This window comes from Nocardioides sp. NPDC101246 (assembly GCF_044767415.1).
Taxonomy (GTDB): Bacteria; Actinomycetota; Actinomycetes; order Propionibacteriales; family Nocardioidaceae; genus Nocardioides.
In genome coordinates this window covers 144,508-170,393 of the sequence record NZ_JBIWNX010000013.1, presented here as the reverse complement: position 1 = coordinate 170,393, position 25,886 = coordinate 144,508, and the positions used below count along the sequence as shown (strand labels likewise).

Here is a 25,886-nt window from a genome sequence, read left to right as displayed (position 1 = left end):
TGCTGTTCTCTCGTGAGAGGATTCTGCCGCTTGTGTCGACGTCGCAGTTCGGCAGGGCACGGGGGAACGACTCAGACGTTCGGTACTCAGGAGGCAACACCACCATGTCGTCGTACTACCCGCATCGGCCGCCCCATGCGGCGAGTGCGGACGAGCTTGCGTCACGGATGCAGACGAACGGTGCCTACCGCACCCCGGCCGCGCCCGCGCAGCAGCAGCCCCCCGCCCTTGGTTGGGACCAGCGTCCGCAGCAGTCCCAGGCCCAGCCTCAGTACCAGGAGCCGGCGATCCAGCAGCCGGCCGTGATGGCGCAGACGACCGGAACGCACTGGCCGCAGTTCGTCAACAACAACCGCCTCATCGGTGCGCTCGTCGCCGGTTTCGGTGCGACCCAGCTCGCCACGATGTTCGGCTACTGGATCTACGGCCTGGGCATCATGGACGGCCCGCTGGACTTCGCGTTCTTCAACGGCGTCATCCTGACCCCGAACGCCACCGCCAACGAGGCCGGCTTCGCCGTCTCGCAGTGGTTCGCCGGTATGGGCTTCCACTACTTCAACGGCATGGTCTTCGCGCTCGCCTACGCTCTGGTGATCTTCCCGTGGCTCGGCAAGACCCACACCACCTCGAGCAACCTCGCGCGCTCGCTCGGTATGGGTATGTTCCTCGCCACCGCTTCCTGCGGTTGGTGGATCCCGGCCCTGCACCCGGAGGACGTCATCGGCATCGACCCGGGCTTCTTCTCGATCAACCTCGGGTGGGGCACCGTCCTGGGTGTCTACCTGTGGCACCTCGTCTGGGCGGTCGCCCTCGGCCTGTTCTTCAACCCGCAGGACTGAGCCACAGCAAACACGAGAGCCCCAGCCGATCGGCTGGGGCTCTCGTCGTATGTAGAAGCAGATCCGTACGCAGCGTCCGACTACTCGGGCCAGGCGTCGAAGACCTGGCCACCGTTGGTGGTCAGGTGGTTGTGCAGCTGCTCGCCGGCAGCGGCGTCGCGCAGCGTACGAAGCACGAGGCGGCGCCCGTCGGACGGGTTGGCCGTCGGCGGTCCCGGGGTCAGTGCCATGGTCTCGGAGACCCGCTCGGCCAGCAACCGCAGGTGGCTGCGCTCGCCACCGGCGTAGATGACGTGGGTCTGCTCCAGCGGGGAGGCCCACAAGATGTTGCCCTCGACGACGATCAGGCGTGACTCGGTGGCCATCACCTTCATCTCGACGTCGGTCATGTTCTGGATCATGTCGGCGCCGGCGAGGATCGACTCGCCCTCGCGCAGGAAGGCGGGGAGCGCGCGGGCGAGGTTGGCCTCGACCATCGCGGCCTCCTCACGGGCACGCTGCTGGGCCGCCTGCTGACCGGCGTACGGGCCACTGCCGACGGCACGCTGGGTGCCCGTGTTCGGGGCCTGGCCGTAGGAGCCGGTGTTGGTGCCGTACGGGCCCTGGTTGGGGTAGTAGGAGCCCGTGTTCGGGCCCGGGTAGGAGCCCGGGTTCGGGTAGGACCCCGGGGCCGGAGCGACACCGTAGTTCGGCGGAGCGGTCTGGCCATAGGGGGTGCCGCCGTACTCGCCACCCCAGCTGGTGTCGACGTTCACCTGCGCGCCGGCGGCGCGCGCGGCGTAGTCGAGAGTCGGGAAGAAGTCGTGGAAGGCGTCCTTGTCCCGGATCTTCATCGTCGTGGAGTAGGACGATCCCGGGACCAGCGCCTCGATGATGAAGTCGCCCAGGCTGGGCGGCGGAGGAACGCCGATGAAGGTGAGCACGGCCAGGTTGACCGAGAAGACGCGCTCGTGGAACTCGAACATCACCCGGCGGTCGGTCAGAAAGGCGTGACCCGAGGCATTCCCCTCGTGGGGAAACTTGACCGCGACCCGGGCCCACTGGACCTCACCGGGCTGCAACAGAGACTTCACCAGGAGCCAGTCGCGGGTCTCCGAGGCGATGGCTCGACTGTTGGGATCATGCGCCATCCGTCGGTGGAAATCCTCCACGGGTCGGTGGCCTACGGTGATGGACGCCGAGGCCCTTCTCATTGAGCGCATGTTCGCAAACCCTAGCCCTTACTCCCTCTAGTGTGGACAGTTTGTACCAGCAGGGTCGCGATGTTGTGGAATCCCCTGATGTAGATGACATCTCAACTCTGCGTGACCGATTCAAGCACCTGCCTATTGACAGAAAACTGACAGGCCATCCGACCACCCTCTTCGGTGGGTATCCCTGACGACGGGGATCAGCGAGGGGATGGGGCTGTGATGACTGGTTCGCCTGTGGCGACGGCAAGAGAGACGACCGGCGTGCACTGGAGCGAGCTGCCGTGCGCCATCGAGGACGGAGATCTGTGGTTCGCCGCGACCAGCGCCGACGCGGACCGCGCCAAGGAGCTGTGTCGTACGTGTCCGCTGCAGCGTTCCTGCCTGCAGGGCGCGATCGCCCGGCAGGAGCCGCACGGCGTGTGGGGTGGTGAGGTCTTCTACGAGGGAATCGTCGTCGCGCGCAAGCGCACCCGCGGCCGCCCGCGCAACGGAGAGCTCCACCAGCGGGACCTGGAGCGCCAGGCTCGCGCAAGCCTTCGGAAAAATACTTCCGAAGCAGTTGCATAGCGGTAACTGTCACCCGGCAGAATGTCCTCTGTGGGGACTGAGACAAGCCCAGAGCGCTTCAACGAACTCGTGGACCAGGCACTCGACGCCATCCCGGACGAGCTGGCCGCCCAGGTGCACAACCTCGTCGTGCTCGTCGAGGAGTGGCCGCCCGAGGGTGAGCCCCAAGACACCCTGGGGCTCTACGACGGCGTCGCGCTGACCGACCGCAACGACCTCTACGGCCTCACGCTGCCGGACCGGATCTTCATCTTCCGTCAGCCCCTCCAGCGGATGTGCGAGGACGAGGTCGACCTGGCCGCCGAGATCCGCATCACCGTCGTCCACGAGATCGCCCACCACTTCGGCATCGACGACGAGAAGCTCCACCAGCTCGGCTGGGCCTAGACGGTCGATCCGATCAGCCAGCCGAGGCTGACCGCGGCCGTGCCGACCGCGAGGGAGCCGAGGACGTTCAGCGCGGCCGATCGCCACTGCCCGTTCTCGGCCAGGCGGACGGTCTCGTAGGAGAACGTCGAGAACGTCGTCAGGGCCCCGCAGAAGCCGGTGCCGACCAGGGTGAGCACCCACCCCGGGAGTACGCCGCTCGCGGCCGCCCCGGCGAGCAGGCCGAGCACCAGCGAGCCGACGGCGTTGACCGCCATCGTCCCCCACGGGAAGTCCGCGCCGGTCCGCTCGCGGACGTAGAGGTCGGTCAGGTAGCGCGCCGGAGCGCCGATCGCGCCGCCGAGCAGGACCAGGAGCGCGGTCACCGGTCCTCCTGTGCCTGACCGGGGGAGGGGTCGGGATCGAGGTCGGGGTCGATGCCGTCGACCACGACCTCGCGGCCGGTGTCGAGCACGACCACCCGGCCGAGCGTCAGCCCGAGCCAGGCGGCGCCGATCCCGGCGACCACCGAGGCGAGCAGGTAGAGCATCGCGAGTGCGGGCGCGTGCCCGCCCAGGACGTACGTCTCGAGCTCGTAGGTCGAGAACGTGGTGTAGCCGCCGAGCACGCCGACCCCGAGGAACGGGCGCAGGTAGCGAGTGTGGGACCACGGGCCCAGGACGAAGGCCATCAGCGTGCCTAGCAGGAGGCAGCCGGAGACGTTGGTCAGGAAGGTCGCCCACGGCCAGGAGAGGCCACCGTGTGGGAGGACGGTGGTCAGGCCCCAGCGAGAAAGTGAGCCGAGCGCTCCGCCGGCGGCGATGGGGGCGAGCAGGTCGCCATGCTCACGCAGCACGCGGACAGCGTACGTTTCTAGCGAGCGTGGCCGGTCATGTGGGCCGCGCTCCACCTGGTGGGGCGGCCGCCGGCGGCCTGGGTGAGGTATTCGCCGAGGAACCAGCGCTGGAAGGTGACCTGCTCGGGCGAGCGGGCCAGGACCAGCAGTCGCTCCTGGCGGCAGAACTCGTCGATGAGGTCGAGCATGTCGAGGAAGCGGCGCATCGTCTCGGCCGCGGACCGCGGCATGCGTACGTGCAGGTCCGCCGTCTCCCGGTCACGGACCCCGGAGAGCTGGCCGTGGCCGAGGCCGTCGAGGAGCTGGCGCTCCAGCGAGCCGAACAGCGCCGAGAGGCTGGCGGCGAGCGGGTAGTCGTTGGCGTGGGCGAGCGAGAGGAGGCGTACTTCGCGCCGCAGCTCCCGGAAGTGATGCTGGAAGCCCTTGTAGAGCGCGAGGGGTACGCCGAGGATGCTGACCTCGACCGCCTCGGAGCCGAGGCGCTCGGGCTTCGGTGGCGCGCCGGGAGGCCCGGTGATCACGCCCTCGACGCCGTCACCCTCGTCGATCTCGGCCGCGGGGGTGAACCAGACGGTCTTGCCGGACGCGTCGATGTCGGCGCCCCAGGCCTCCGAGACGCTGGCCACGATCGAGAGGCCGCGACCGACGGTCAGCAGGACCTCGTCCTCGTCGTCGAGGGCGAGCGGGACCGGCAGCAGGGGCGGCTCGGTCGAGGCGTCCCGGACCTCGACACGGGGGTGGTCGACGGTGCCGCGCATCCGGATCGTGACCGGGGCGGTGCCGTGGAACAGCGCGTTGGAGACCAGCTCGGAGACACCGAACTCAGCGCAGTCCACGAGGTCGGTGCGCTCGATCTCCTCGCAGGCCGTACGGACCCAGACGCGGGCGTCCTGGACGGCGCGGGAACCGGTGCGGAGCAGGAGAGCTGGCCGGCTCAACGGCATGTTCTCCTCCTCCGATCTCGCGGGTCGGGATACACACGTTTTTGTTGTGTGCTGTTCGTTGCAAGAATTTTCCGCACTTGAAGGTGTCTGATCCGGGCTATGGACCACTAGGGCACAAGGTCCCGGTCGCCCTCACAGATTAAAGTCAACGGGTTTCGACTCGGTAACGGACACGCGGTGGGAGCGCATACTCGGCGGCCGCCCGGCAACTGTGACGAAGTAGTCGCGCCCGGGAATGAACAGATCCGCCGGAATGGTTCAGAATAGTGAGTGGAACGTTCAAAAGGTCTCGTTTGAGGTAGGGGATTAGGCAATGTCAGCGGACCAGGCAAAGCACCGGGTCGTCATCATCGGGTCCGGCTTCGGGGGTCTCTTCTCCGCGAAGGCGTTCAAGGGCCGCGACGACGTCGAGGTCACCTTGATCGCGAAGACGACCCATCACCTGTTCCAGCCGCTGCTCTACCAGGTGGCGACCGGGATCCTCTCGCAGGGCGAGATCGCCCCGCCGACCCGAGACATCCTGCACCGGCAGAAGAACGCCACCGTGCTGCTCGGCGAGGTCAACGAGATCGACACCGAGGCCAAGACGGTCAAGGCGAGCGTTCTCAACCAGGAGATCGCCGTCCCCTACGACTCGCTGATCGTCGCCGCCGGCGCCGGGCAGTCCTACTTCGGCAACGACCACTTCGCCGAGTTCGCGCCGGGCATGAAGTCGATCGACGACGCGCTCGAGCTGCGTGGCCGCATCTTCGGTGCTTTCGAGATCGCCGAGCTGACCGCCTCGCGCGGCGAGCCGGTCGGTGATCTGCTCACCTTCGTCGTCGTCGGTGCCGGTCCGACCGGTGTGGAGATGGCCGGCCAGATCGCCGAGCTGTCCCGCCGTGTGCTGAAGAAGGACTTCACCCACATTCAGTCCGAGAAGGCTCGGGTGGTCCTGGTCGACGCCGCACCGCAGGTGCTGCCGCCGTTCGGCGAGAAGCTCGGTGCCAAGGCGGAGAAGGCGCTGGAGGCGGCCGGTGTCGAGGTCGTCCTCGGCGCGATGGTCACCCATGTCGACGAGTTCGGCATCGAGATGAAGTTCAAGGACGGCAAGACCCAGCGGATCGGCTCGATCGCGAAGATCTGGGCTGCCGGTGTGCAGGCCTCCTCCCTGGGCAAGACGCTCTCGGAGCAGACCGGTGCCGAGCTCGACCGTGCCGGCCGGATCTCGGTCAACCCCGACCTGACCCTGCCCGGCCACCCCGAGATCTTCGTGGTCGGCGACATGATCAACCTGGACCACCTGCCCGGTGTCGCCCAGGTCGCGATCCAGGGTGGCAAGCACTCTGCCAAGACCATCAAGGCCCGCCTGAGGAACAAGCCGGAGCCCGGCAACTTCAAGTACTTCGACAAGGGCTCGATGGCCACCATCTCGCGCTTCAACGCGGTGCTGATGATGGGCAACTTCAGGCTCACCGGAATCCTCGCCTGGTTCGGCTGGCTCGTGGTCCACCTGGCCTACATGACCGGATTCCGCAACCGGCTCACCGCGACCCTGCACTGGATGATGTCGTTCATCGGCAAGGACCGCTCCGAGCGCACCACCACCATGCAGCAGATCTTCGCCCGTGAGGCGCTCGAGCGCGTCCCGGGAGGTATGGCCGCCCTGATCGACGACCCGGCCGAGGTCGCTCTGCAGGTCGAGCGCCGCCGCAAGGAGCTCGAGGACCAGGCCGCCGAGGAGTCGCGCCTGGCCGACTCCCACAGCGCCTCCTAGTCGCTGCTCCCCGACCGACCCGCCGCAGATCTTGTCTGCGGCGGGTCGGTCCATTTCCGGGATCCGGATCGGTGCTTGCTATTGTTCGCGGACACGGTGTCTCATTAAAGTGTTGGTGAGATGCCCGCGATCGGAGGAGGAAGCGTGAACCAGGTGACCACACGGCTTGTCGAGACCACCGACGGGCTGGAGCTCGCGGTCCACGAGCAGGGGCCTGCCGGCGCGGAGACCGTGGTGCTCGTCCATGGCTACCCCGACAACCACTCCGTCTGGGACGGGGTCGCCAAGGTGCTCGCCGAGCGCTTCCACGTCGTCGCCTATGACGTACGCGGCACGGGTGGGTCGGGGGTTCCCGACTCGACCGCCGGCTACCGGCTGGCGCAGCTCTCCGCGGACTTCAAGGCGGTCATCGACGCCGTCTCGCCCGACGCGCCGGTGCACGTCGCGGCGCACGACTGGGGCTCGATCCAGACCTGGGAGTCGGTGACCGACCCGACGCTGAGCAGCCGGATCGCGACGTACGTCTCGATCTCGGGGCCCGATCTGGGGATGGCGACCACCTGGCTGCGCGAGCGGACCCACCTGGGGAGCTCGCTGCGGCAGCTCGCCCACTCCTGGTACGTCTTCGCCTTCCAGCTGCCGCTGCTGCCCGAGGCGATGGTGCGCTCGGGACTGCTCGCCCGGTTCGTCGGCGGCGAGCCGCGGCCGACGAAGGACCAGGTCAACGGGGTCGAGCTCTACCGGGCCAACTTCCTCGGCAAGCTGCTCCGTCCGGAGCCACGGTCGACGCAGGTGCCGGTCCTGGTGCTCGCCCCGCGCGGCGACGACTACGTGACGGTGCCAGTGCAGACCGAGGCGCCCCGGGCGTACGCGACGTCCCTGGTCACCCAGGTCATCGACGGCGGTCACTGGGTGGTGGCCGCGGATCCGGAGCTGGTCGCGGGCGAGATCGCGGCCTTCATCGAGAAGGTGGGTGTCCGATGAGTAAGCAGGTGCAGGAGACCAAGCGCGGGCACGAGCCGGCCAAGGTGGCGCTCCACCCGCGGAACGTGAAGTTCGACTGGAGCAAGCTGCCGCTGGTGTGGATCCCCGGGGAGGTCTTCGCCTCCCACTACGTCAACGTGCTGCATCTGCTGCTGCCCGAGGGCGAGCGGTGGTTCGTCAAGGTGTTCTCCGAGATCCTGCCGCTGATCGAGGACGACCAGCTGCGCGAGGACGTGATCGGCTTCATCGGTCAGGAGGGCGTGCACGCCGCCGCCCACCAGGAGGTGCAGGACTACTTCACCGACAACGGCCTCGACGTACGTCCGTTCGCGGCCGAGATCGAGGCGCTGTTCCGCAAGATCCTGGGTGACCGCGACCTGACCGGCCGGGCCAAGGAGGAGTGGCTGATCGAGCGGGCCGCGATCATCGCGGGGCTCGAGCACCTCACCGCCGTGCTCGGCAACTGGGTGCTCAACTCGCCCGCGCTCGACGCTGCCGGCGCCGACGAGACGATGCTCGACCTGCTGCGCTGGCACGGCGCCGAGGAGGTCGAGCACCGCAACGTCGCCTACGACGTCTTCCAGCACGTCGACGGGCGCTACAGGCGCCGGGTCCGCTCCTACCTGCTCGGCGGCACCGCGCTGCTCGTGCTGTGGTGGCGAGGTGCCGGCTACCTGATGAAGAACGACCCGACACCGCTCGATCCGGCACAGTCGGATCCGGCGAAGCGGCCCAAGGCGGGCCTGATCAAGCTGATCGACGCCGAGCGTCGCGGGCTGGTGCCGGGGGTCGTACGCATCGGGTGGGCGACCTGGAAGTTCTTCCTGCCCAACTACGACCCGTCGGCGGAGGGCTCGACCGCCCAAGCGGTGAGCTACCTGGCCAAGTCGCCGGCGGCGCTGCGGGCCGACGCCATCGCGGAGGGCAAGTGACCAAGCCTGCGCACTACGCGGTCCCGGACATCCCCGACTCGCGGCTCTACCGGGGCTTCGAGGCGGTCGTCGGCGGCTACTGGACCAAAGCCGCCTACCGCTCCTGGCGGCGCCGCAAGCCGCTCGGGCGGATCGACCGGGATCTGCACGTACGCGTCAGCCGGATCGACGAGGAGGGTCTCGACGTCAGGGCGATCTGGTTCGAGCGCGAGGACGGAAATGAGATGCCGCCCTGGGACCCGGGTGCGCACGTCGACGTCGTGCTGCCCAGCGGCCGGCTGCGGCAGTACTCGCTCAACTCGGACCCCGACGACCTCTCCACCTACCGGATCAGCGTGCGCCGGATCGAGCCGACCGCGGGCGGAGGCGGTGGGTCCGTCGAGGCGCACTACCTCTCCGTCGGCGACCGGCTGGTCCTGAAGGGACCGCGCAACGCCTTCCCGTTCGTCGACTCGCCCGCCGGCTACCTCTTCGTCGCCGGTGGCATCGGGATCACCCCGATCCTGCCGATGCTGCGCGACGTGGTGCGCCGGGGCGTGCCGTACGAGTTCGTCTACACCGGTCGCTCGCGCGAGACGATGCCGTTCCTGGCGGAGATCCGGGAGATCGTCGGCCACCACGAGATCCAGCTCTGGCCCGACGACGAGATGGGTGTGCCCGACGCGGCCAAGATCATCTCGTTCGCGCCCGAGGGGGCCGCGCTCTACTGCTGCGGTCCGATGCCGATGATCGAGGCGATCCGCGCGCAGATCCCCGACCCGCTGATCGACACGCTGCACTACGAGCGGTTCTCGCCGCCGCCGGTGCTCGGCGGAAGCCCGTTCCGGGTGAGGCTCGAGGACTCCGACGTCGAGGTCGAGGTGGGTGCCGAGGAGTCGGCGCTGACCGCTGTCCGCCGGGTGCGGCCGGCCCAGGCGTACTCGTGTCAGCAGGGGTTCTGTGGCACCTGCCGAGTGCGGGTGCTGGAGGGGGAGGTGGAGCACCGTGACCACGCCCTCGCCGACTACGAGCGCGATGGCCACATGATCCTCTGCGTCTCACGCGCGAAGGGGACCGTGGTGATCGACGGCTGAGGCCGGCGATAACGTTTTGCTCGGCGAGCGGCGGGCTGATGTCCTGTGCGACATGACTGCGCTCGCCGTTCCCACGATCGATCTCTACGACTCCTGGGCGGCGTGTGTCGCCGAGTTCGGCGGGGCCCATCTCGACGGCGCTTCCATCCCCGACGAGGAGGCCGCCGACGTGAGCCGGGAGGCATGCGCGCGGCTGGTCGCGAAGACGGCGCAGGACCGGGACGTGTCGGTGCCGCCTTCCGCAGGGCGCGTTCACGCCTCGGCCTTCTGGATCACCGAGGGCTCCGAGGTGGTCGGGTTCATCCAGCTCCGGCACACGCTCAACGACTTCCTGGAGAACGTCGGCGGCCACATCGGCTACTCGGTGCGCTCCTCGGCCCGCCGCCGGGGCCACGCCGCCCGGGCCCTCGGGCTGGTGCTCGACGAGGCCCGCGGGCACGGCCTGGACCGGGTGATGCTCACCTGCGACGACGACAACGAGGCCTCCGCGCGGACCATCGAGTCCCAGGGCGGTGAGCTCCAGGACGTCATCGACGCGGCTGCGTACGGCTACGGGCCGACCCGCCGCTACTGGATCAAGCTGTGAGCGAGTCCGGGGTCGCCACCGCGGGCGAGGTCGAGTGGGCGCTGGCCGGGGAGTCCGCCGCGCCGGCCGGGTTGGTCGACGAGGTGCTGACGGAACTGCGCACCACCGGACGTACGCCCGAGGTGGCTGTCGACGTGCTGCGCGCCGCCGCCTTCCGGCTCGTCTCGGAGGACCGGCTCGACGAGGTCGGTCGAGCCTGGCTGGAGCTCCTCGACGCGGTCCGTGCGCACCCGGACGCCCGGTTGGCCGACCTGCCGCCGGCGCGCACCGACTGAGGAGTCAGCTCGCGGTCCGGGCCGCCATCACTCCGAAGCCCGCGATGTATTCCTTGATCGGTCGGTAGTACTCGTAGTCGACCTGGTAGGCGCCGCCGACGGAGAGAGCGGCGAAGGCGGCTACCCAGGTGCGCACCTCGTGGGCCGAGTTGCCGGCTTCCTTCGCCATCTGGGTCGGGTCCATCGCATCGATCGGAGAGAGGTCGCCGGAGGCGAACACCTTCATCAGCGAGCGGTCCCACTCCGGAGCGAGGTCCTGGATGGTGGACGTCCCGGCGGCGAAGTCCCGTCCGGTCTGGATGACCCGCTCCTGGCGGGCGTCGCGGGCAGCGGCCGTCGGGTGCCGGCCGTTGAGGAGCATCTCGCGCTGCGGCTCGGACGCGGTCGCCCACTGCGGGACCGGCGGGTCGTGGGACAGGCCGCCGGAACCGACCAGCAGGATCCGCTCGTCGGGCATGGAGGCGAGGAACGAGCCGATCGCCTCGCCGAGGCGACGCACGCGCGCCATCCGCGTGAAGGGCTTGGCGACGCCGTTGATGAAGATCGGGATCGTCGGCACCGTATCGATGCCACCGAGGAGGATCTCGAGCGGCTGGACGGCGCCGTGGTCGATCTCCATCTTGCGGGAGATGGCCACGTCGAGGTCGCGCTCGGCGACCCACTCGGCCAGCTTCTCGGCGGTCTCGGTCGGAACGTCCAGCGGGCCCGCGGCGGTGCCGTAGTCGCCGACGCCCTCGGCCTTGTAGCCGATGCAGAACGGCGGCATCAGATCGTAGAAGAAGCCGTTGTAGTGGTCGGGGGCGAAGGTGACGACGAGCGAGGGGTCGTAGTCGGTCACGAAGCCGCGCGCCGCGGCGAAGGCGGCATCGACCTCGGCCTTCACCTCGGGCGCGGGGTCGTTGTATTCCAGCAGCGGGGAGTGGGACATGGTGACGACGGCGAGGGTCATGCGTCTGCTCCTTCGGCGGTGACGTAGGACGCGGCCCGAAGGGTCGCGGCGAGAGCAGCCGAGGCCTGCTGGGCCAACGCTGCGGAGGCGACGAAGCGATCCGGTCGGAGCACGACGAAGCCGCAGGAGCGCAGGTCGAACCAGTCCTTCAGAGCGCCGGTGGTGTCGCCGACGATCGTCGTCGGGGAGCCGGCGAAGCGCTTCTCGGCCCACGGGCGCTGGGTCTCGGGGAAGAAGGCGACCAGCTTGATCCCGAGCCGATCGGCGGTGGCCAGGTCCTGCTCGGAGAGCAGACGGGCGGGGTCGTTGCCCCACACGGCGATGGTCCACCAGGAGCCGGTGACCTGATCCAGCAGCACGTCGGCCGCCGCGGCGGTGTTGACCCGAGGCTGGATGAACTGCAGCCCGACCGGCGACACGTCGCCGGCGGAGTCCACGAACGGGGCCAGTCCTGAACTCTTGAACGAGACGTCGGAGCGGCCAGGCTCGAGGCTCGCCTGGTCGACGACCACGCCTGTTGCGTAGCGTGGCATCGGCTTGAAACGAAGCTCGGAGAAGTAGGCCTTCATCGCCGGTCGCAGGTTGAGCAGGTTTGCCGCGCGGTCACGCAGCCAGCCCTTGACCGGACCGCACTTCATGATCGCGCCGGCGGCCATGTTGACGTCGATCATGTCCGAGGCGTGCCGGTGGCGCTCGTCGGTATAGGTGTCGAGCAGGTCGTCGCGAGCCAGGCCGCGCAGGACCGAGGTCAGCTTCCAGGCGAGGTTGGTGGCGTCGCGGATCCCGGAGTTCCAGCCCTGTCCCAACCACACCGGCATCAGGTGCGCGGCGTCGCCGGCGAGCAGGACCCTGCCCTTGCGGAACGAGGTCGCGATCCGGCCGTGGTGGGTGAAGACGCGCTGGTTGATGATCACGAGCGCGTCCGGGTCGGGCACGTGCCGGGCGAGCAGCTCACGGCGGAATTCGGCGGTGTCGACGAGCTCGGTCGGCTCGTCGTCGAAGAGCATGAACTCCCAGCGTCGGATGCCCAGGGGAAGCCCGATCGAGACGTACGGCCGACGTGGGTCGGCGCCCAGGTAGACCGACGGCGTCCCGATCGGGTCGTCGTCGACGTCCACCACGAGCCAGCGCGTGGAGGGGGACTTCCCCTCGAACTCGACTCCGTGCTTCTCGCCCAGCCAGGAACGCGTGAAGCTGCGGCCGCCCTCGGCGCCCACGACGTAGGCGGCGGTCAGCTCGACCCGCTCGCCGGAACCGGTCTGCGCGATGACCCGGACGTGATCGGTCTCCTCGACCAGGTCCACGACCTCGTGGCCGAAGCGCAGGTCGGCGTGGACGAAACGGTCCAGTCCGGCGGCGAGCTCCTGGTCGACCAGCGGCTGGATGAAGCCGTGCTTGCGTACGTACCCGAACTCCTGGGTCTGCGGGTCGTTCTTGGCGAGCACCTGGCCCTTGCCGTTGACGAAGCGGACCACGTGGTGGGGGACGGTGAAGGGCTCGATCTGCTCCCAGAGTCCGGCCGTGGCCAGCGAGCGGATCGACTCGTCGTCGAGACCGACGCCGCGGGGATAGTCGATCAGCTCCGCACGGGCCTCGAGCACGATCGAGGACGTGCCGCGGACGCCGAGCAGGTTGGCGAGGGTCAGCCCGACGGGGCCGCCGCCGATGATCAGGACCTCTGTGTCGAGTGTGGTCATGGCCGTCGCCTCAGTTGTTGCTCAGGAAGTCGACCACGAGACGGTTGAACTCGTCGGCGTGCTCGATCATCGCCCAGTGGCCGCAGCGGTTGAGGAGCACCAGGCGCGAGTTGGGGATGTGGGTGGTCAGCCACAGCGAGGTCTCGAAGTGCAGCACCCGGTCGTCGCGACCGTGGATGACCAGCGCGGGGACGTCGATCGAAGGGATCTTCGAGCGGTCGACCGTGAACGGGATCGGGGCGCCGTCGACGAGACCTTCGACGTAGTTCTTCAGGTGGTCCGGCCGGGCGGACGCCGCATCGGAGCGGGCCTTGGTGAGCTCAGGCGTGGCGAAGCGGGCCTTGTCGAAGGTCATGATCTCGACGAGCGCCTTCATGTTCTCGGGGCTGGGGTCGCGGTAGGCCTTCACCAGCACCTTGAGTCCTTCCGAGGGGCCGTCGGCCGGGCCGAAGAGGGACTTGGGGAAGGACTTGCCGAGCGAGGCGCCCATCGTCACCAGGTGCGTGATCCGCTCGGGGTGCAGGGTCGCGAAGCGGACCGCGGTGTGCGCACCCATCGAGTTTCCGACCAGGGCCGCCTTCTCGATGCCGAGGGCATCGAGGATCTCGACCAGGTCGACGTCGTGGTCCATCTCCTTGGTGATCGCCGCCGAGGAGTCGCCCCAGCCCGGCATGTCGGGCGCGATCACGTGGAAACCGGCGGCGGCGATCTGTCCGATGTTGCCGGAGAAGTTCGACCAGCCGGTCGCCCCCGGGCCGGACCCGTGCAGCAGCACCACCGGCAGGCCGTCGGCCGGACCGCCGTCGTAGTAGCGGACGGACCTGCCCGAGGGCAGCGTCAGGTCGCGGGCAGCGGATTCCTTGGTGATGGTCATCAACACTCCTTGCGCATTATGTGCACGTCATCAGGCGATAGTTGCACGACGTACCGCAAGCAATATGACCGCCGTCACCCGGCGCTGTCAAGCGGAGGTGGCCGGGGGACGGGTTGACGGACGGGTCAGGCGAGTGCGGAGGCGATCGACGCCGCGGCCTCGACCAGTCTCAGGGCGGATCCCTCCGCGATCTCGCGGCGATGGGTGATCAGGTTGAGGCACGCCGGCGGGACGCCGTCGATGGGCGGGAGTGGCACGGCCACGCCGTACGCCCCCGGCTCGACCTCGCCGAACGTCTCGGCGTAGCCGATCCGACGGGCGTCGGTCACGGTCTTGCTCTCCCCGGGCATCGCCGGCTGGGCGGCGAGCAGTGCGACGCCGGCCGAGCCGCGCCCGATCGGGTGCCTGCTCCCCGTCTTGAACGAGAGGATGTACGCAGCTGCCGGCGGCTCCACGACGGCGAGTGCCACGGCCTCGCTGCCGTCGGCGACCAGGAGGGACACGGTCGCGCCGAGGTCCTCGGCGACTCCGTGCATGATCGGTTCGGCGGCGGCCCGCAGCGTGGTGTGGATGCCCGCGGCGAGTGCGGTGAGCCCTGCGCCGGTGCGGTAGCGGCCGTCGGGGCTGCGGGTGACCAGCCGGAAGTCCGCCAGGGTCGCCAGCACTCGTGAGGCGATCGAGCGGTGGACGTCGAGTCGCGACGCCACCTCCTGGATCGTCAGCCCGTCGCGGGCGGTGGCGACCAGCTCGAGCGTGTGCAGCCCGCGGGCCAGCGTCTGTGACCCTGCTGCGGGGCGGGCGGTCTCGTCCATGGGGTCAGCGTAGACGTGGGCGTGGTCGGCGCCGTGGAGGCGTGACAGGCGTGACGAGGGTTGACAGACGGTTGTGACTGCGTTCACACTCGGCGATATCTGCACGGCACCGTGCGTTATCTACACACCTGAGGAGGGTCTGTGACCGTCATCAACGCCATCCACACGAACCGGATGAGCCGTTTCCAATGGATCGTCGTGGCGATCTGCATCCTGCTGACGATGATCGACGGCTACGAGATCCTGGTGAGCTCCTACACGCTCCCGGCGCTGACCGAGCACTGGGACCTGCAGCCGGGGCAGCAGGGCCTGGTGGCGTCGTTCGGCACGCTGGGGATGGGCGTGGGGGCGGTCTGCCTGAGCCCGATCGCCGACCGCATCGGCCGGCGCAAGCACATCCTCGGCTCGCTCGCCCTGATCATCGTCGGCATGGTGCTCTCGGGGCTGTCGCCCAGCTTCGAGCTCTTCTTGGCGTTCAGGTTCTTCGCCGGGCTCTTCCTCGGTGGCATCGTGCCGAGCATCAGCGTGCTCGTCTCGGAGTACGCCAACCAGCAGCGCCGTGGCGCCGTGATGGGTGTCTACGGCATCGGTCTCCCGCTCGGCGCCGCGATCGGAGGGTTCCTCTCGGTGCGGCTGATCGAGGCGTTCAGCTGGCGCGGGCCCTACTTCTTCGCCGCCGGCGTGACCGCCGTGATGCTCGTGGTCGCGGCCGCGCTGCTCCCTGAGTCGGTCGGCTACCTGGTCAACAAGCGTCCCCGGGGCGCGCTCGCGGCCTACAACCGGATCGGTGCGAAGCTGGGTCTGCCCGCGGCCACCGAGCTGCCGGCGGCGCCCGACGCGGGCGCGAAGGTGACGCTCGGCACGGGCATGTGGCAGGGGATCATGCTGCCGCGCACGCTGCTGCTCTGGGTGGCGTACGGGCTGACCATCGGTGCCTTCTACTTCGCCAACGGCCTCACCGCCAAGCTGGTCACCGAGACCACCGGCGACGCCGACTTCGGGATCACCGCCCAGGCGATGGTGGCCTCCGGCGGCGTGATCGGTGCCCTGCTTTTCGCGCTCTTCGCCCGTCGGGTGCATCCGCGGCTGGTGACCGGTCTGATCGGGGTCGTCGGATTCGTGGTCTTCCTCGCCTTCGCGGCCTTCTTCGAGGGCCACGTGATGGTGCTCGTCCTGGCGGTGCTCGTCGGGCTCGCGGTCAACGGTGGGGTCGCGGCGTACTACGCGATCAGCCCTTCGATCTACCCGACCGCGATCCGGGCCGCCGCGGTCGGTCTGATGATGGGCGTGGGCCGCATCGTCGCCTTCTTCGCGCCCAACCTGGCCACCTTCCTCCAGGAGCGCGGCATGAGCCCGGCGGAGCTCTACCGGCTCTACGGCGTCGTGCTGCTGCTCTCCGGCATCGCGGTGATCGCGCTCCACGCCACCTATCGAGGTCTCAACCGCGCCGACGCCATGGAGGCCGAGGAGGAGGCCGAGCGTGCCGAGAGGGTCGGGGCTGATGCCTGAGCCACGGTGGGCGAGCCGCGGTGCGGGACCCGTGTCAGCGGTTCAGCGACCTGCGCCTGGCCACCAGGCTGGAGATGCCCTGGGCCGCGGCCCGCACGGCATCGGTGTGGGTCTCGGGACGGAAGCGGCCCACCGGTCCGGTGATCGAGATGGCGGCGAGCACTCGGTCGGCGTCGGTCAGCACCGGCGCGGCGATGCACTGCAGGCCCGCCGCGGACTCTTCGTGCTCGAAGGCCACTCCGTTCTCGAGCACCGCGTCGAGCTGCCGCTCGAGCAGCCCCGGGGCGACGATCGTGTGCGGAGTGCGTCGCTCGAGGGGGCCGTTGAGGATCTCCTGCCGCACTTCGGCGTCGGAGTAGGCGAGCAGGACCTTGCCGATGGCGGTGCAGTGCACCGGCATTCGGCCGCCGGTGCGAGAGGGGGTCGGCGCCTGGCGATGGCCGCCGATCTTGGCGACGTAGACGACGTCGCGCCCCTCGCGTACGCCCAGGTGGACGGTCTCGTGGGTGCGTTCGTAGAGATCCTGGAGGAACGGCATCGCCAGCTCCAGGAGGGAGCGTTCCACCGAGGCGCGCATGCCGAGCTCGAAGAGTCCGCCGGAGAGGCGGTAGCCGAGACTGGTGCGTTCCAGGAGCCGGTTGGTGACCAGGTCGCCGGCGACGCGGTGGACGGTCGCCTTGGGGAGTCCGGTGCGGCGGACGAGCTCGGCCAGGGAGAGCACCTGGTCGTCGACCGTGAAGGCCCGCAGGATGGTCACCGCCTTGCCGAGCACGGTGTCGAGATCGGCAGGCTGATGCGGCATGGGATCACCGTACCGGTCAGCGGGACGACGGCCCACCTGATCTGGCCCGACTGCTGAGACTGTGGGGCTATGAACGAAGTGACCTCCCCGTCCGACGCTGCCGTCGAGGCCGCGGCAGATCGGCTGCTGACCGCCTCGGCGACGGGCGTCCCCGTGCCGCCGATGCGGGACCTGCTCGACGCGACCGACCTGAAGACGGCGTACGCGATCCAGGAGCGCCTCACCGCCGCCCGGCTCGCCGGCGGGGCGAAGATCGTGGGCCGCAAGATCGGGCTCACCTCCAAGGCGGTGCAGGAGCAGATCGGCGTGGACACCCCCGACTTCGGCGTGCTCTTCGACGACATGGCGTACGCGGACGGAGACTCGCTCCCGGCCGACGCGATCCTGCAGCCGCGGGCCGAGGCCGAGATCGCCTTCGTCCTCGCCTCGGACCTGGCCGAGGGCGACCTGAGCTACGACCAGGTCAGGGAGGCCATCGACTACGCCGTCGCCGCGATCGAGATCTGCGGGTCGCGCATCGCCGACTGGAAGATCGCCTTCGGCGACACCGTCGCGGACAACGCCTCCGCGGGTGCCTATGTCCTCGGCACCGAGCGCCGGCGGCTGGACGAGTTCGAGCCCAAGGACGTCTCGATGTCGATGTCGATCGACGACGAGGAGGTCTCGACCGGCACCGGAGCCGCCTGCCTGGGCGACCCGGTCAACGCGGTCCAGTGGCTGGCTCGCTACGCGCGTGACTTCGGTGAGCCGCTGCGCGCCGGCCAGCTCATCCTCTCCGGTGCGCTCGGGCCGATGCGGCCGATCGCCCCGGGCAACACCGTTCGTTCCACCGTGTCGGGCCTCGGCTCGGTGGCTTTCACCGTAGGGAAGTGACCTCCATGAGCAAGTCGAAAGTGGCGATCATCGGGTCGGGCAACATCGGCACCGATCTGATGATCAAGGTGATGCGTACCTCGCAGCACTTGGAGATGGGCGCGATGGTCGGGATCGACCCGTCCTCCGACGGCCTCGCGCGGGCGGCGAAGTTCGGCTTCGCGACGACCGCCGAGGGCGTCGAGGGGCTGATCGGGCTACCCGACTTCGACGACATCGAGATCGTCTTCGACGCCACCTCGGCCAAGGCGCACGTCGCCAACGCGGCCGCGCTGGAGCCCTACGGCAAGCGGCTGATCGACCTCACCCCCGCGGCGATCGGGCCGTACGTCATCCCGGCCGTCAACATCGACGAGCACATCGATGCCCCGAACGTGAACATGGTGACCTGCGGCGGGCAGGCGACGATCCCGATCGTCGCCGCGGTCGCGCGGGTCGTTCCCGTCGCCTACGGCGAGATCGTCGCCTCGATCTCCTCGAAGTCGGCCGGCCCCGGCACCCGGGCCAACATCGACGAGTTCACCGAGACCACCTCGGGCGCGATCGTGCAGGTCGGCGGCGCCAAGCGCGGCAAGGCGATCATCATCCTCAACCCGGCCGAGCCCCCGCTGATCATGCGGGACACGGTGTATGCGCTGGTCGAGGGCGGGTCCCGCTCGTTGGAGGAGCTCACCGCCGAGATCACCGAGTCGGTCGAGAAGATGGTCGGCGACGTCGCCGCGTACGTTCCCGGCTACCGCCTCAAGCAGAAGGTCCAGGTGCAGGAGATCCCCGCGGATCAGCCCGTGGAGACCCTGCTGGCCGAGGGCGAGACCACCCGCCCGACCCATCAGGTGTCGGTGTTCCTCGAGGTCGAGGGCGCCGCGCACTACCTCCCTGCGTACGCGGGGAACCTCGACATCATGACCTCGGCCGCGCTCCAGATGGCCGAGCGGATCGCTGCCAAGGAGGCCGCGCGATGAGCACCCCGATCTACGTCCAGGAAGTCTCGCTCCGCGACGGCATGCACGCCGTACGTCACCGGATCACCCCCGAGGACGTCAAGCGGATCGTCGTCGCCGCCGACGAGGCCGGCGTCGACGCCATCGAGGTCGCCCACGGCGACGGCCTGACCGGCGGGTCGGTCAACTACGGCCCCGGCTCCAACAGCGACTGGGAGTGGATCGAGGCCGCGGCCTCGGTCATCAAGAACGCCCGCCTGACGACCCTGCTGCTCCCCGGCGTCGGCACCATCCACGACCTGAAGCGGGCCTACGACCTCGGCGTGCGTTCGGTCCGGGTCGCGACCCACTGCACCGAGGCCGACGTCTCGGCCCAGCACATCGGGGCGGCTCGGGAGATGGGGATGGACGTCTCCGGGTTCCTGATGCTCTCGCACATGGCCCCGCCCGAGCAGCTCGCCGAGCAGGCGAAGCTGATGGAGTCCTACGGCGCCCACTGCGTCTACGTCACCGACTCCGGCGGTCGGCTCACGATGAACGACGTACGTGACCGGGTGCAGGCCTACCGCTCGGTGCTGAAGGACGAGACCGAGATCGGCATCCACGCCCACGAGAACCTCTCGCTCTCGGTCGCCAACTCGGTCGTCGCCGTCGAGAACGGCGTCTACCGCGTCGACGCCTCCCTCGCCGGCCACGGCGCCGGTGCCGGCAACTGCCCGATCGAGGCGTTCATCGCGGTCGCCAACCTGTCGGACTTCAAGCACAACTGCGACCTGTTCAAGCTCCAGGACGCCGCCGACGACATCGTCCGCCCGCTCCAGGACCGCCCCGTCCGGGTCGACCGCGAGACGTTGACGATGGGCTACGCCGGCGTCTACTCGTCGTTCCTCCGCCACGCCGAGAACGCCTCTGCCCGCTACGGCGTCGACACCCGCGACATCCTGATGGAGTGCGGCCGCCGGGGTCTGGTGGGAGGCCAGGAGGACATGATCGTCGACATCTGCCTCACGAAGCTGGCCGAGCGCGAGGCTGCAGGCGCGTAGTCGAGTCAGCCGACGTGGGAGTCCTGGGGTCAGTGGGTGACCTCAGGACTCCCACGTCGTCGAGTGGAGGACTTCGCGGAGCGTCGCCGCTCAGCACGTCACTTCCATGCACATGCATGGAAGTGACGTACCCGTCGGCGGTTGAGGCCGCAACTTCGGCACATGTGTGCGGATGTTGCGGGGGCTGGAAGCGGAGACAGTTCGCGACGGCGATCCGCCGATGACCGATGCTCAGCTTCAGATCTGGGAGCGGATCAAGGGAGTGGTCGCTCCGGTGCTCCCGGATGCGACCGAGCACGTCGCCGAACAGAGCCGTGAGCTAATGCTTCTCGATCGTTGGCGCACGTCTGAGTGAGAGGTTCGTGCCCTCGGGAGGAGTCGAACCTCCATCTCCGGTTTCGTAGACCGGCGTCGTGATCCGTTGGACCACGAGGGCGTTGCGGGGCCTGGAGTCGAACCAGGGCCACCGGGCTTATGAGGCCCACGGCGTCGCCGGACACCCGCGTCGATATAGGCAGTTGCACAGCCCGGGCGGTGGGAGTCGAACCCACATTCGGCCGGAGTTGGAAACCGGTCGCCTATCCGCTGGCTCACCCGAATAGAGGCGTACGAAGTCGCCACCTCCCGTGCTGACGGGAGGGCTGCGACGTCAGTGCGATCGTCGCCAGCGGCGCGAGACGGAGGGATGCGCAGCGTCGACGTGCATGTCGGGTCTCACGGCCTCTCCTCTCGCAGGTCCGGCCGGGCGCCGGGCACGGAGACAACGGTAGAGCTCCGCCCGCAGCCGTTGCCAATGGTTATTCGGCGAGATCCAGCAAGAATGGTCGTGCAGCGATGTCGGTGGTCGCGTCTAGCGTGAGAGCCATGAAGTTCGGGTTCGTCGGAAGCTTTGGTACGCCGGCTCAGCACGTCGCGCTCGCCCGGGAGGCGGAGGCGCACGGCTGGGACGGGTTCTTCACCTGGGACGCGATCAGCATGGGGTCGTTCGGGCCGACCTGGGACCCGTTCGCCGTGCTTGCGTCGGTGGCGGCGGTCACCGAGCGGATCATGCTCGGGGCGATGGTCTTCGCGGTGCCGCGACATCGGCCGTGGGAGTTCGCGCAACGGGCGCTGACGGTCGACCATCTCTCCGGCGGGCGGCTGGTGCTGCCGGTGGGGGTCGGGGTGCTGGACGACCAGGGCTACACCTCGGTCGATGGGCAGCTGACCGGGCTCAGGGAGCGGGCCGAGCTGCTCGACGACGTGCTCGGTTTTCTGGAGCAGTCGTGGAGCGGTGACCCGTTCACCTTCGACGGGAAGCACATCCATGTCGGCGAGATGGTCTTCCCGGAGCCGCCGGTGAACGGCCGCATCCCGGTCTGGCCGGTCGGGGTGTGGGACGCCGAGCGTCCCCCGGTCAAGAACCTGCGACGTACGCTGCGCTGGGACGGCATCGTCGCCCAGATCCACAGCTCGATGGAGGAGCCAGGGCCGGCCGAGATCGCGGCGCTGGCGACGTGGTTGGGCGACCACGCTGAGGAGCCGGGCAAGCCGTTCGAGGTCGTGACCCCGGGGCAGCTCTCCGGCGATCGTGAGCAGGACGCCGAACTGGCGCGCGCTCGCGCCGAGGCCGGCGCGACCTGGTGGATCGAGTCGTGGTGGGATCCGGAGACCACGACCCCCGAGACATTGCTCGAGAAGGTCCGCCAGGGCCCACCGCGCCATGGCTGAGTCCGTGGTCGACGCGGTTCACCGTGCCTACTACGACGAGGAGCTGCGAGCGCGGGCGGATCGGCCACTGACCGAGGGACGTCGGCGTCGGGTCGAGGAGTTCGCGAAGCTGTGCCGGCGAGAGGGCGTACGTAGCGTGGTCGAGGTCGGCTGCGGTGCCGGCCGCGACGGGTTGGTCCTCGTCGAGGCGGGGCTGGCGTACACGGGCGTGGACCTCTCGGCGGTCGGCGTGGAGGTCTGCCGGGCGGCCGGACTCGGTGCGCAGGTCGCCTCAGCGACCGCCCTGCCGTTCGCCGCGGACAGCTTCGACGCGGCGTGGACGATGAGCACCCTGATGCATCTCGACGGCGACGGGATGTCGCTGGCACTGGCCGAGCTCGGGCGAGTCGTTCGGCCCGGCGGCGTCCTCGAGATCGGTGTATGGGGTCGCGATGAGGACAGCGAGTGGGTCGACCGGCACGGCCGGTACTTCCGGCACCGACCCGATGACGACCTGCAACGTCTGCTCGGCGAGATCGGTGTGGTCGATGCCTTCGAGGCGACGGACTTCGGCCTGTTCGGCGCCGGCGAGGAGAACGTCCACTACCAATGGGCGCGCGTACGCATCGCTTGACGGCGCGCGAGGAAAGCCGGTGTTGCGTTCCCGCTCGTAGATCGGTCCGTCGCTTCCATGCACATGCACGGAAATGACCGCCCGGTCGGCGGCTGAGGCTGCAACTTCGGCACATGTGTGCGGAAGTTGCGAGCGGCCGGGTGCGCGACCATCCGCAGTGACTACGAATAGGGAGTCAAACTAGATGACTACTTTTTCGTAGTCGCTGACGATGAATACGTTATCGTAGTCGTAGGAGGTGCTCATGTCGTACACCGGAAAGGTCACCAGCCCGGAGTCCCTCGGGCGGATCCTTCAGCAGGCGCGACTGCTGAACGGGTGGAGTCAGCGCGAGCTCGCGGCGAGGATCGGGACGACGCAGCGCTACATCTGGGAGATCGAGGCGGGCAAGCCGTCGATCTTCGTCGAGCGCCTCTTCGCGCTCATGCGGGAGACCGGGACCGAGCTGACCGCGACCATCGATCCGGGGAGCGACGATGAGTGAACTCGTCGTCGAGCTCTACGGCAAGCCGATCGGTCGGTTGGCCGGGTCGAGCACGACGTACGACTTCGTCGCCTCTACCGACGCGGTGGAGACCTACGGCCTGGACAGCACGATCCTGTCGCTGGCCCTTCCGCTGGCTCCGGTCGCGCCGCGCGGGCGCAAGCAGCGACGGCAGAACTTCTTCGCCGAGATGCTTCCCGAAGGTCGGATGCGGTCGAGGCTCGCGGCGATGGCCGATGTCAGTGAGCGCGATGTGATCGGACTGCTGCGGGCCTATGGGCGAGACGTCGCGGGGGCGCTGCAGATCTGGGACCCGGACGTTCCCGGCGAGCCGCGGACCCCGAAGCTCGAACCGGTCGGTGAGCAAGGTGTCGCGGACCTTCTCAGCGAGGTGAGTTCCTTCCCGCTAGCCAACAAGCCGACTGGCGGAAAGACGTCGCTCGCCGGGGTTCAGGACAAGATCGTTCTGGTGCGCAACGAGGACGGCTGGCACCGAGCGCTGGACGGGTACCCGTCCACGCACATCCTCAAGCCGGTCACCACTGACTTCCCGTCGATGATCTACGAAGAGGAGTACGGCGCTCGGTTCGCGCAGGCCTTGGGACTGACGACGTACGACACGTTCATCGAGGAGTTTGCGGGCGTGCCGGCGCTCGTGATCGAGCGATATGACCGAGGCGATGCGGTCGATGGTGTTCCGAGTCGAGTGCACCAGGAGGACTTCAACCAGGTCCTGGGTGCTCGAGGAGATCAGAAGTATCAGAAGTACGGGGGCAAGGTCTCGCTGAAGCAGATCGCCGGCGAGTTCAGTGCGCTCGGTGACTCCGCCTCCCTGCGGAAGCTGGCCCGGATGACCGTGCTGGCGGCGGCCATCGGAAACCTGGACATGCACGCGAAGAACATCTCGCTTCTGCATCACCCGGACGGCTCGGTCGAGATCGCTCCCTCCTACGACGTGGTCCCACAGCGGCATCTGCCGAACGACGGCGAACTGGCGCTCGCGGTTGACGGGGTCTATCAGCATGCGGCAATCACTCGCGGCAACCTCGTCGCCGAGGTCGCCTCGTGGCGCCTCCGTGATGCGGAGGAACTGGTCGATGGTGTTCTGGCGGACATTGCCGAGATCATCGCGGCCGAGACTCCCGCCGTTGGTGCATATCCGGGTCTGGTCGACGACGTTCGAACCTTCACCGCCAATCTGCGGGCCGGGCGCTCAGCGGGAGCGGAGCTGAGCAGATCGCGGGAGTCCTGAGGCCACTGGGTGACTCCGTGACTCCCGGGTTGGGGGAGCGTGGCAGAGTCATCCCGTGAGCAAAGAGTCTTCTTCTTCGCTTGACCTGCCGCTGGTCGGTCTGGCTGCGTTGTTCCTGGGGTCAGGGACCCTGCATCTGGTGAGGCCGCAGGTCTTCGAGCCGATCGTGCCGCCGGCGCTGCCGGAGCCGCGCAAGGTGGTCGAGGTCTCCGGGATCGCGGAGATCGTGTGTGGGCTGGGCCTGCTGCACCCGCGGACCCGCAGGATCGCGGGGCTGGCGAGTGCTGCGCTGCTGGTCGGGGTCTTCCCGGCCAACGTGCAGATGAGCGTCGACGCGGGGAAGCGGGCCAACCGGAAGCGGACCGCGAAGTCGGCCGGATTCTTCGCGGGCACCGTCGCACGGTTGCCGTTGCAATGGCCGATGATCAAGGTGGCGCTGCGCGCCGGAAAGAGGACCGACGCATGACGTACGCCCCGGCAGAGGATCGCTACGACTCGATGCAGTATCGGCGGACCGGGCACAGCGGCCTGGATCTGCCCGCCGTCAGCCTCGGGCTGTGGCACAACTTCGGTGACGACCTGGCGTTCGAACGGCAGCGGGCGATCCTGCGTACGGCTTTCGACGCGGGGATCACCCACTTCGACCTGGCCAACAACTACGGCCCTCCCTACGGCTCGGCTGAGGAGAACTTCGGCCGCCACCTGCGCGGCGACTTCGCCGGGCTGCGCGACGAGCTGGTGATCTCGACCAAGGCCGGCTGGGACATGTGGCCGGGGCCGTACGGGAAGATCGGCGGCTCGCGGAAGTACCTGATCTCCAGCCTCGACCAGTCGCTGAAGCGGATGGGGCTCGACTACGTCGACATCTACTACCACCACCGTCCCGACCCCAGCACGCCGCTGGAGGAGACGATGGGCGCCCTCGACCAGATCGTGCGCTCCGGGAAGGCGCTCTACGTCGGGTTGAGCTCCTACTCCTCGGCGCTGACCCGCGAGGCGGCGGCGATCCTGCGCGACCTCGGTACGCCGCTGCTGATCCACCAGCCCTCCTACTCCGTCCTCAACCGCTGGCTCGAGACCGACGGGCTGCTGGACACGCTCGACGAGGTCGGGGCCGGTGCGATCTCGTTCTCGCCGCTGGCACAGGGTCTGCTGACGAACAAGTACCTCGGCGGCAGCGTCCCCGAGGACTCACGTGCCGCCAAGGCGCGGTTCCTCACCCCGGATGCGCTCACGCCCGAGACGCTCGCCGGCATCGAGTCGCTCAACGCCCTCGCCGCCGACCGTGGCCAGACCCTCGCCCAGATGGCGCTCGCCTGGGCGCTGCGTGATCCGCGGATGACCTCGGTCGTCATCGGCGCCTCCCGTCCGGAGCAGGTCACCGACTGCCTCGGTGCGCTCTCCGGTCCCGAGCTCACCACCGAGGAGCTGGCCAGGATCGACGAGTACGCCGCTTCCACCGGCATCGACCTGTGGAAGCGCGACCGGGTCGAGGGGGACTACCGCGAGATCTTCAACTGACGCTCGTCGTCCCAGGCCGCCGAGCTGATCCGCCAGCCGTCGTCGGTGCGTACGAACGACATCGTCTTCATCCCCCTGCCGGTGTGGACCTCGCCTGCGGTGAGCCAGCGCTTGCCGTAGGCGCCCCACCAGTGGGCGATGTCGCCGAAGACGTCGATACGACCGGGCTCCGGCCATTCCTCGAACTCCTCGATCTCACCGCTGGTGAGGAGCGCGAGACGCGGGGCGATGAAGGACTCGATGTCGTAGACCTCGACCGGCAGCCCGCACGTGCGAACCACGGTCGCGCCGGGAATCATGATCCGGCGCAGGTCGTCCAGGCGGGCCGCCACCTCCGGTCCTGCGGTGAAGGCCGAGAAGAAGGCGCGCACCAGCTCCTCGACCGCGGTCTCGTCCGACGTCGCTGCGGCGTTCTCACCGGTGGTGGCCATGGCC

29 protein-coding genes and 3 tRNA genes are annotated in these 25,886 nt (G+C 68.8%); 19 read left to right on the top strand and 13 right to left on the bottom strand.

Annotated elements, in window-relative coordinates; genetic code table 11:
- Window positions 1-104 precede the first annotated feature (104 nt).
- Window positions 105-839: a hypothetical protein gene (locus tag ACIRON_RS23130; RefSeq protein WP_143033723.1), complete on the top strand. Its 735-nt coding sequence runs from the start codon at window positions 105-107 to the stop codon at window positions 837-839.
- Window positions 840-919: 80 nt separating this feature from the next.
- Here ACIRON_RS23130 and ACIRON_RS23125 read toward each other — a convergent pair whose 3' ends face one another.
- A complete protein-coding gene (locus tag ACIRON_RS23125; RefSeq protein WP_402995850.1) occupies window positions 920-1,969 on the bottom strand; it encodes a hypothetical protein in 1,050 nt (349 codons plus the stop codon).
- A 282-nt stretch (window positions 1,970-2,251) separates the two neighbouring features.
- Here ACIRON_RS23125 and ACIRON_RS23120 point away from each other — a divergent pair, with 282 nt between their 5' ends.
- A complete protein-coding gene (locus tag ACIRON_RS23120; protein ID WP_402995848.1) occupies window positions 2,252-2,599 on the top strand; it encodes a WhiB family transcriptional regulator in 348 nt (115 codons plus the stop codon).
- A 30-nt stretch (window positions 2,600-2,629) separates the two neighbouring features.
- Window positions 2,630-2,986 carry a metallopeptidase family protein gene (locus ACIRON_RS23115; RefSeq protein WP_091045764.1) on the top strand — a complete coding sequence of 119 codons (357 nt, stop codon included), beginning with the start codon at window positions 2,630-2,632 and terminating at the stop codon, window positions 2,984-2,986.
- On the opposite strand, the gene crcB is transcribed toward ACIRON_RS23115, so the two are convergent.
- The 3 genes from crcB to ACIRON_RS23100 are packed head-to-tail and all read right to left on the bottom strand — an operon-like array spanning window position 2,983 to window position 4,765.
- Window positions 2,983-3,351 carry a fluoride efflux transporter CrcB gene (gene crcB / locus ACIRON_RS23110; protein ID WP_402995846.1) on the bottom strand — a complete coding sequence of 123 codons (369 nt, stop codon included), beginning with the start codon at window positions 3,349-3,351 and terminating at the stop codon, window positions 2,983-2,985. The genes ACIRON_RS23115 and crcB overlap by 4 nt on opposite strands.
- A complete protein-coding gene (locus tag ACIRON_RS23105) occupies window positions 3,348-3,821 on the bottom strand; it encodes a fluoride efflux transporter FluC (RefSeq protein ID WP_402995844.1) in 474 nt (157 codons plus the stop codon). Before ACIRON_RS23105 ends, crcB begins: the two co-directional genes overlap by 4 nt.
- A 17-nt stretch (window positions 3,822-3,838) precedes the next feature.
- Window positions 3,839-4,765: an ATP-binding protein gene (locus ACIRON_RS23100; protein ID WP_402995842.1), complete on the bottom strand. Its 927-nt coding sequence runs from the start codon at window positions 4,763-4,765 to the stop codon at window positions 3,839-3,841.
- 313 nt (window positions 4,766-5,078) lie between these two features.
- On the opposite strand from ACIRON_RS23100, the gene ACIRON_RS23095 reads away from it, so the two are divergent.
- The 6 genes from ACIRON_RS23095 (at window position 5,079) to ACIRON_RS23070 (ending at window position 10,371) form a co-directional block, all read left to right on the top strand.
- A complete protein-coding gene (locus tag ACIRON_RS23095) occupies window positions 5,079-6,521 on the top strand; it encodes an NAD(P)/FAD-dependent oxidoreductase (protein WP_402995841.1) in 1,443 nt (480 codons plus the stop codon).
- A 153-nt stretch (window positions 6,522-6,674) separates the two neighbouring features.
- Window positions 6,675-7,505 (top strand): alpha/beta fold hydrolase, encoded by an 831-nt coding sequence (locus ACIRON_RS23090; protein WP_402995839.1) that lies wholly within the window; start codon window positions 6,675-6,677, stop codon window positions 7,503-7,505.
- Window positions 7,502-8,437, top strand: a complete 936-nt coding sequence (locus tag ACIRON_RS23085) for a metal-dependent hydrolase (RefSeq protein WP_402995837.1) — start codon at window positions 7,502-7,504, stop codon at window positions 8,435-8,437. Before ACIRON_RS23090 ends, ACIRON_RS23085 begins: the two co-directional genes overlap by 4 nt.
- The gene (locus ACIRON_RS23080; RefSeq protein WP_402995835.1) at window positions 8,434-9,510 is read left to right on the top strand and encodes a PDR/VanB family oxidoreductase; all 1,077 of its coding nucleotides are present in this window, start codon (window positions 8,434-8,436) and stop codon (window positions 9,508-9,510) included. Before ACIRON_RS23085 ends, ACIRON_RS23080 begins: the two co-directional genes overlap by 4 nt.
- A gap of 52 nt (window positions 9,511-9,562) precedes the next feature.
- Complete coding sequence (locus ACIRON_RS23075; RefSeq protein ID WP_402995833.1) at window positions 9,563-10,096, top strand: GNAT family N-acetyltransferase; 534 nt, start codon at window positions 9,563-9,565, stop codon at window positions 10,094-10,096.
- Window positions 10,093-10,371 (top strand): hypothetical protein, encoded by a 279-nt coding sequence (locus ACIRON_RS23070; RefSeq protein WP_091045782.1) that lies wholly within the window; start codon window positions 10,093-10,095, stop codon window positions 10,369-10,371. Before ACIRON_RS23075 ends, ACIRON_RS23070 begins: the two co-directional genes overlap by 4 nt.
- Window positions 10,372-10,375: 4 nt before the next feature.
- Here ACIRON_RS23070 and ACIRON_RS23065 read toward each other — a convergent pair whose 3' ends face one another.
- The 4 genes from ACIRON_RS23065 to ACIRON_RS23050 form a co-directional block, all read right to left on the bottom strand.
- Entirely contained in the window at window positions 10,376-11,320 is a 945-nt protein-coding gene (locus ACIRON_RS23065) for a 3-carboxyethylcatechol 2,3-dioxygenase (protein WP_402995831.1), read from the bottom strand.
- Window positions 11,317-13,017, bottom strand: coding sequence for a bifunctional 3-(3-hydroxy-phenyl)propionate/3-hydroxycinnamic acid hydroxylase (locus ACIRON_RS23060; protein ID WP_402995829.1), 1,701 nt, complete (start codon window positions 13,015-13,017; stop codon window positions 11,317-11,319). Before ACIRON_RS23060 ends, ACIRON_RS23065 begins: the two co-directional genes overlap by 4 nt.
- A 10-nt stretch (window positions 13,018-13,027) precedes the next feature.
- A complete protein-coding gene (locus ACIRON_RS23055) occupies window positions 13,028-13,891 on the bottom strand; it encodes an alpha/beta fold hydrolase (protein ID WP_402995827.1) in 864 nt (287 codons plus the stop codon).
- A 125-nt stretch (window positions 13,892-14,016) separates the two neighbouring features.
- The gene (locus ACIRON_RS23050; RefSeq protein WP_402995825.1) at window positions 14,017-14,703 is read right to left on the bottom strand and encodes an IclR family transcriptional regulator; all 687 of its coding nucleotides are present in this window, start codon (window positions 14,701-14,703) and stop codon (window positions 14,017-14,019) included.
- Between the two features lie 141 nt (window positions 14,704-14,844).
- On the opposite strand from ACIRON_RS23050, the gene ACIRON_RS23045 reads away from it, so the two are divergent.
- Complete coding sequence (locus ACIRON_RS23045; RefSeq protein WP_402995823.1) at window positions 14,845-16,212, top strand: MFS transporter; 1,368 nt, start codon at window positions 14,845-14,847, stop codon at window positions 16,210-16,212.
- A 34-nt stretch (window positions 16,213-16,246) separates the two neighbouring features.
- On the opposite strand, the gene ACIRON_RS23040 is transcribed toward ACIRON_RS23045, so the two are convergent.
- The gene (locus ACIRON_RS23040) at window positions 16,247-17,014 is read right to left on the bottom strand and encodes an IclR family transcriptional regulator (protein ID WP_402995821.1); all 768 of its coding nucleotides are present in this window, start codon (window positions 17,012-17,014) and stop codon (window positions 16,247-16,249) included.
- Window positions 17,015-17,083: 69 nt separating this feature from the next.
- Between ACIRON_RS23040 and ACIRON_RS23035 the strand changes: the two genes are divergently transcribed.
- The 3 genes from ACIRON_RS23035 to dmpG are packed head-to-tail and all read left to right on the top strand — an operon-like array spanning window position 17,084 to window position 19,871.
- The gene (locus ACIRON_RS23035; protein ID WP_402995820.1) at window positions 17,084-17,887 is read left to right on the top strand and encodes a 2-keto-4-pentenoate hydratase; all 804 of its coding nucleotides are present in this window, start codon (window positions 17,084-17,086) and stop codon (window positions 17,885-17,887) included.
- A 5-nt stretch (window positions 17,888-17,892) separates the two neighbouring features.
- Window positions 17,893-18,849 carry an acetaldehyde dehydrogenase (acetylating) gene (locus ACIRON_RS23030; RefSeq protein WP_402995818.1) on the top strand — a complete coding sequence of 319 codons (957 nt, stop codon included), beginning with the start codon at window positions 17,893-17,895 and terminating at the stop codon, window positions 18,847-18,849.
- Complete coding sequence (gene dmpG / locus ACIRON_RS23025; protein ID WP_402995816.1) at window positions 18,846-19,871, top strand: 4-hydroxy-2-oxovalerate aldolase; 1,026 nt, start codon at window positions 18,846-18,848, stop codon at window positions 19,869-19,871. Before ACIRON_RS23030 ends, dmpG begins: the two co-directional genes overlap by 4 nt.
- Window positions 19,872-20,234: 363 nt before the next feature.
- On the opposite strand, the gene ACIRON_RS23020 is transcribed toward dmpG, so the two are convergent.
- From ACIRON_RS23020 to ACIRON_RS23010, 3 genes are all read right to left on the bottom strand, one after another.
- Window positions 20,235-20,307: transfer RNA gene (locus tag ACIRON_RS23020), tRNA-Arg, on the bottom strand.
- Window positions 20,308-20,309: 2 nt separating this feature from the next.
- A tRNA-Met gene (locus tag ACIRON_RS23015) sits at window positions 20,310-20,375 on the bottom strand.
- A gap of 22 nt (window positions 20,376-20,397) precedes the next feature.
- Window positions 20,398-20,469: transfer RNA gene (locus ACIRON_RS23010), tRNA-Trp, on the bottom strand.
- A gap of 266 nt (window positions 20,470-20,735) precedes the next feature.
- On the opposite strand from ACIRON_RS23010, the gene ACIRON_RS23005 reads away from it, so the two are divergent.
- From ACIRON_RS23005 to mgrA, 6 genes are all read left to right on the top strand, one after another.
- Window positions 20,736-21,581, top strand: coding sequence for an LLM class flavin-dependent oxidoreductase (locus ACIRON_RS23005; protein WP_402995814.1), 846 nt, complete (start codon window positions 20,736-20,738; stop codon window positions 21,579-21,581).
- Complete coding sequence (locus tag ACIRON_RS23000; RefSeq protein ID WP_402995812.1) at window positions 21,574-22,194, top strand: class I SAM-dependent methyltransferase; 621 nt, start codon at window positions 21,574-21,576, stop codon at window positions 22,192-22,194. The genes ACIRON_RS23005 and ACIRON_RS23000 overlap by 8 nt, the downstream gene beginning before the upstream one ends.
- A 244-nt stretch (window positions 22,195-22,438) precedes the next feature.
- A complete protein-coding gene (locus tag ACIRON_RS22995) occupies window positions 22,439-22,678 on the top strand; it encodes a multiprotein-bridging factor 1 family protein (protein WP_402995810.1) in 240 nt (79 codons plus the stop codon).
- Window positions 22,671-23,930 (top strand): type II toxin-antitoxin system HipA family toxin, encoded by a 1,260-nt coding sequence (locus ACIRON_RS22990; RefSeq protein WP_402995808.1) that lies wholly within the window; start codon window positions 22,671-22,673, stop codon window positions 23,928-23,930. Before ACIRON_RS22995 ends, ACIRON_RS22990 begins: the two co-directional genes overlap by 8 nt.
- Window positions 23,931-23,985: 55 nt before the next feature.
- A complete protein-coding gene (locus ACIRON_RS22985) occupies window positions 23,986-24,396 on the top strand; it encodes a DoxX family protein (RefSeq protein WP_402995806.1) in 411 nt (136 codons plus the stop codon).
- The gene (gene mgrA / locus ACIRON_RS22980; protein WP_091045807.1) at window positions 24,393-25,451 is read left to right on the top strand and encodes an L-glyceraldehyde 3-phosphate reductase; all 1,059 of its coding nucleotides are present in this window, start codon (window positions 24,393-24,395) and stop codon (window positions 25,449-25,451) included. The genes ACIRON_RS22985 and mgrA overlap by 4 nt, the downstream gene beginning before the upstream one ends.
- On the opposite strand, the gene ACIRON_RS22975 is transcribed toward mgrA, so the two are convergent.
- Window positions 25,430-25,882, bottom strand: a complete 453-nt coding sequence (locus ACIRON_RS22975; RefSeq protein WP_402995803.1) for a DUF4440 domain-containing protein — start codon at window positions 25,880-25,882, stop codon at window positions 25,430-25,432. The genes mgrA and ACIRON_RS22975 overlap by 22 nt on opposite strands.
- Window positions 25,883-25,886: the final 4 nt, after the last annotated feature.

What these genes read in the sequence shown, in the direction of transcription:
- ACIRON_RS23130 (WP_143033723.1), top strand. Translation starts at nt 105, where the DNA reads ATGTCGTCGTACTACCCGCATCGGCCGCCCCATGCGGCGAGTGCGGAC.
- ACIRON_RS23125 (WP_402995850.1), bottom strand. Translation starts at nt 1,969, where the DNA reads ATGGCGCATGATCCCAACAGTCGAGCCATCGCCTCGGAGACCCGCGAC.
- ACIRON_RS23120 (WP_402995848.1), top strand. Translation starts at nt 2,252, where the DNA reads ATGACTGGTTCGCCTGTGGCGACGGCAAGAGAGACGACCGGCGTGCAC.
- ACIRON_RS23100 (WP_402995842.1), bottom strand. Translation starts at nt 4,765, where the DNA reads ATGCCGTTGAGCCGGCCAGCTCTCCTGCTCCGCACCGGTTCCCGCGCC.
- ACIRON_RS23095 (WP_402995841.1), top strand. Translation starts at nt 5,079, where the DNA reads ATGTCAGCGGACCAGGCAAAGCACCGGGTCGTCATCATCGGGTCCGGC.
- ACIRON_RS23085 (WP_402995837.1), top strand. Translation starts at nt 7,502, where the DNA reads ATGAGTAAGCAGGTGCAGGAGACCAAGCGCGGGCACGAGCCGGCCAAG.
- ACIRON_RS23075 (WP_402995833.1), top strand. Translation starts at nt 9,563, where the DNA reads ATGACTGCGCTCGCCGTTCCCACGATCGATCTCTACGACTCCTGGGCG.
- ACIRON_RS23065 (WP_402995831.1), bottom strand. Translation starts at nt 11,320, where the DNA reads ATGACCCTCGCCGTCGTCACCATGTCCCACTCCCCGCTGCTGGAATAC.
- ACIRON_RS23060 (WP_402995829.1), bottom strand. Translation starts at nt 13,017, where the DNA reads ATGACCACACTCGACACAGAGGTCCTGATCATCGGCGGCGGCCCCGTC.
- ACIRON_RS23055 (WP_402995827.1), bottom strand. Translation starts at nt 13,891, where the DNA reads ATGACCATCACCAAGGAATCCGCTGCCCGCGACCTGACGCTGCCCTCG.
- ACIRON_RS23050 (WP_402995825.1), bottom strand. Translation starts at nt 14,703, where the DNA reads ATGGACGAGACCGCCCGCCCCGCAGCAGGGTCACAGACGCTGGCCCGC.
- ACIRON_RS23040 (WP_402995821.1), bottom strand. Translation starts at nt 17,014, where the DNA reads ATGCCGCATCAGCCTGCCGATCTCGACACCGTGCTCGGCAAGGCGGTG.
- ACIRON_RS23035 (WP_402995820.1), top strand. Translation starts at nt 17,084, where the DNA reads ATGAACGAAGTGACCTCCCCGTCCGACGCTGCCGTCGAGGCCGCGGCA.
- ACIRON_RS23030 (WP_402995818.1), top strand. Translation starts at nt 17,893, where the DNA reads ATGAGCAAGTCGAAAGTGGCGATCATCGGGTCGGGCAACATCGGCACC.
- dmpG (WP_402995816.1), top strand. Translation starts at nt 18,846, where the DNA reads ATGAGCACCCCGATCTACGTCCAGGAAGTCTCGCTCCGCGACGGCATG.
- ACIRON_RS23005 (WP_402995814.1), top strand. Translation starts at nt 20,736, where the DNA reads ATGAAGTTCGGGTTCGTCGGAAGCTTTGGTACGCCGGCTCAGCACGTC.
- ACIRON_RS23000 (WP_402995812.1), top strand. Translation starts at nt 21,574, where the DNA reads ATGGCTGAGTCCGTGGTCGACGCGGTTCACCGTGCCTACTACGACGAG.
- ACIRON_RS22995 (WP_402995810.1), top strand. Translation starts at nt 22,439, where the DNA reads ATGTCGTACACCGGAAAGGTCACCAGCCCGGAGTCCCTCGGGCGGATC.
- ACIRON_RS22990 (WP_402995808.1), top strand. Translation starts at nt 22,671, where the DNA reads ATGAGTGAACTCGTCGTCGAGCTCTACGGCAAGCCGATCGGTCGGTTG.
- mgrA (WP_091045807.1), top strand. Translation starts at nt 24,393, where the DNA reads ATGACGTACGCCCCGGCAGAGGATCGCTACGACTCGATGCAGTATCGG.
- ACIRON_RS22975 (WP_402995803.1), bottom strand. Translation starts at nt 25,882, where the DNA reads ATGGCCACCACCGGTGAGAACGCCGCAGCGACGTCGGACGAGACCGCG.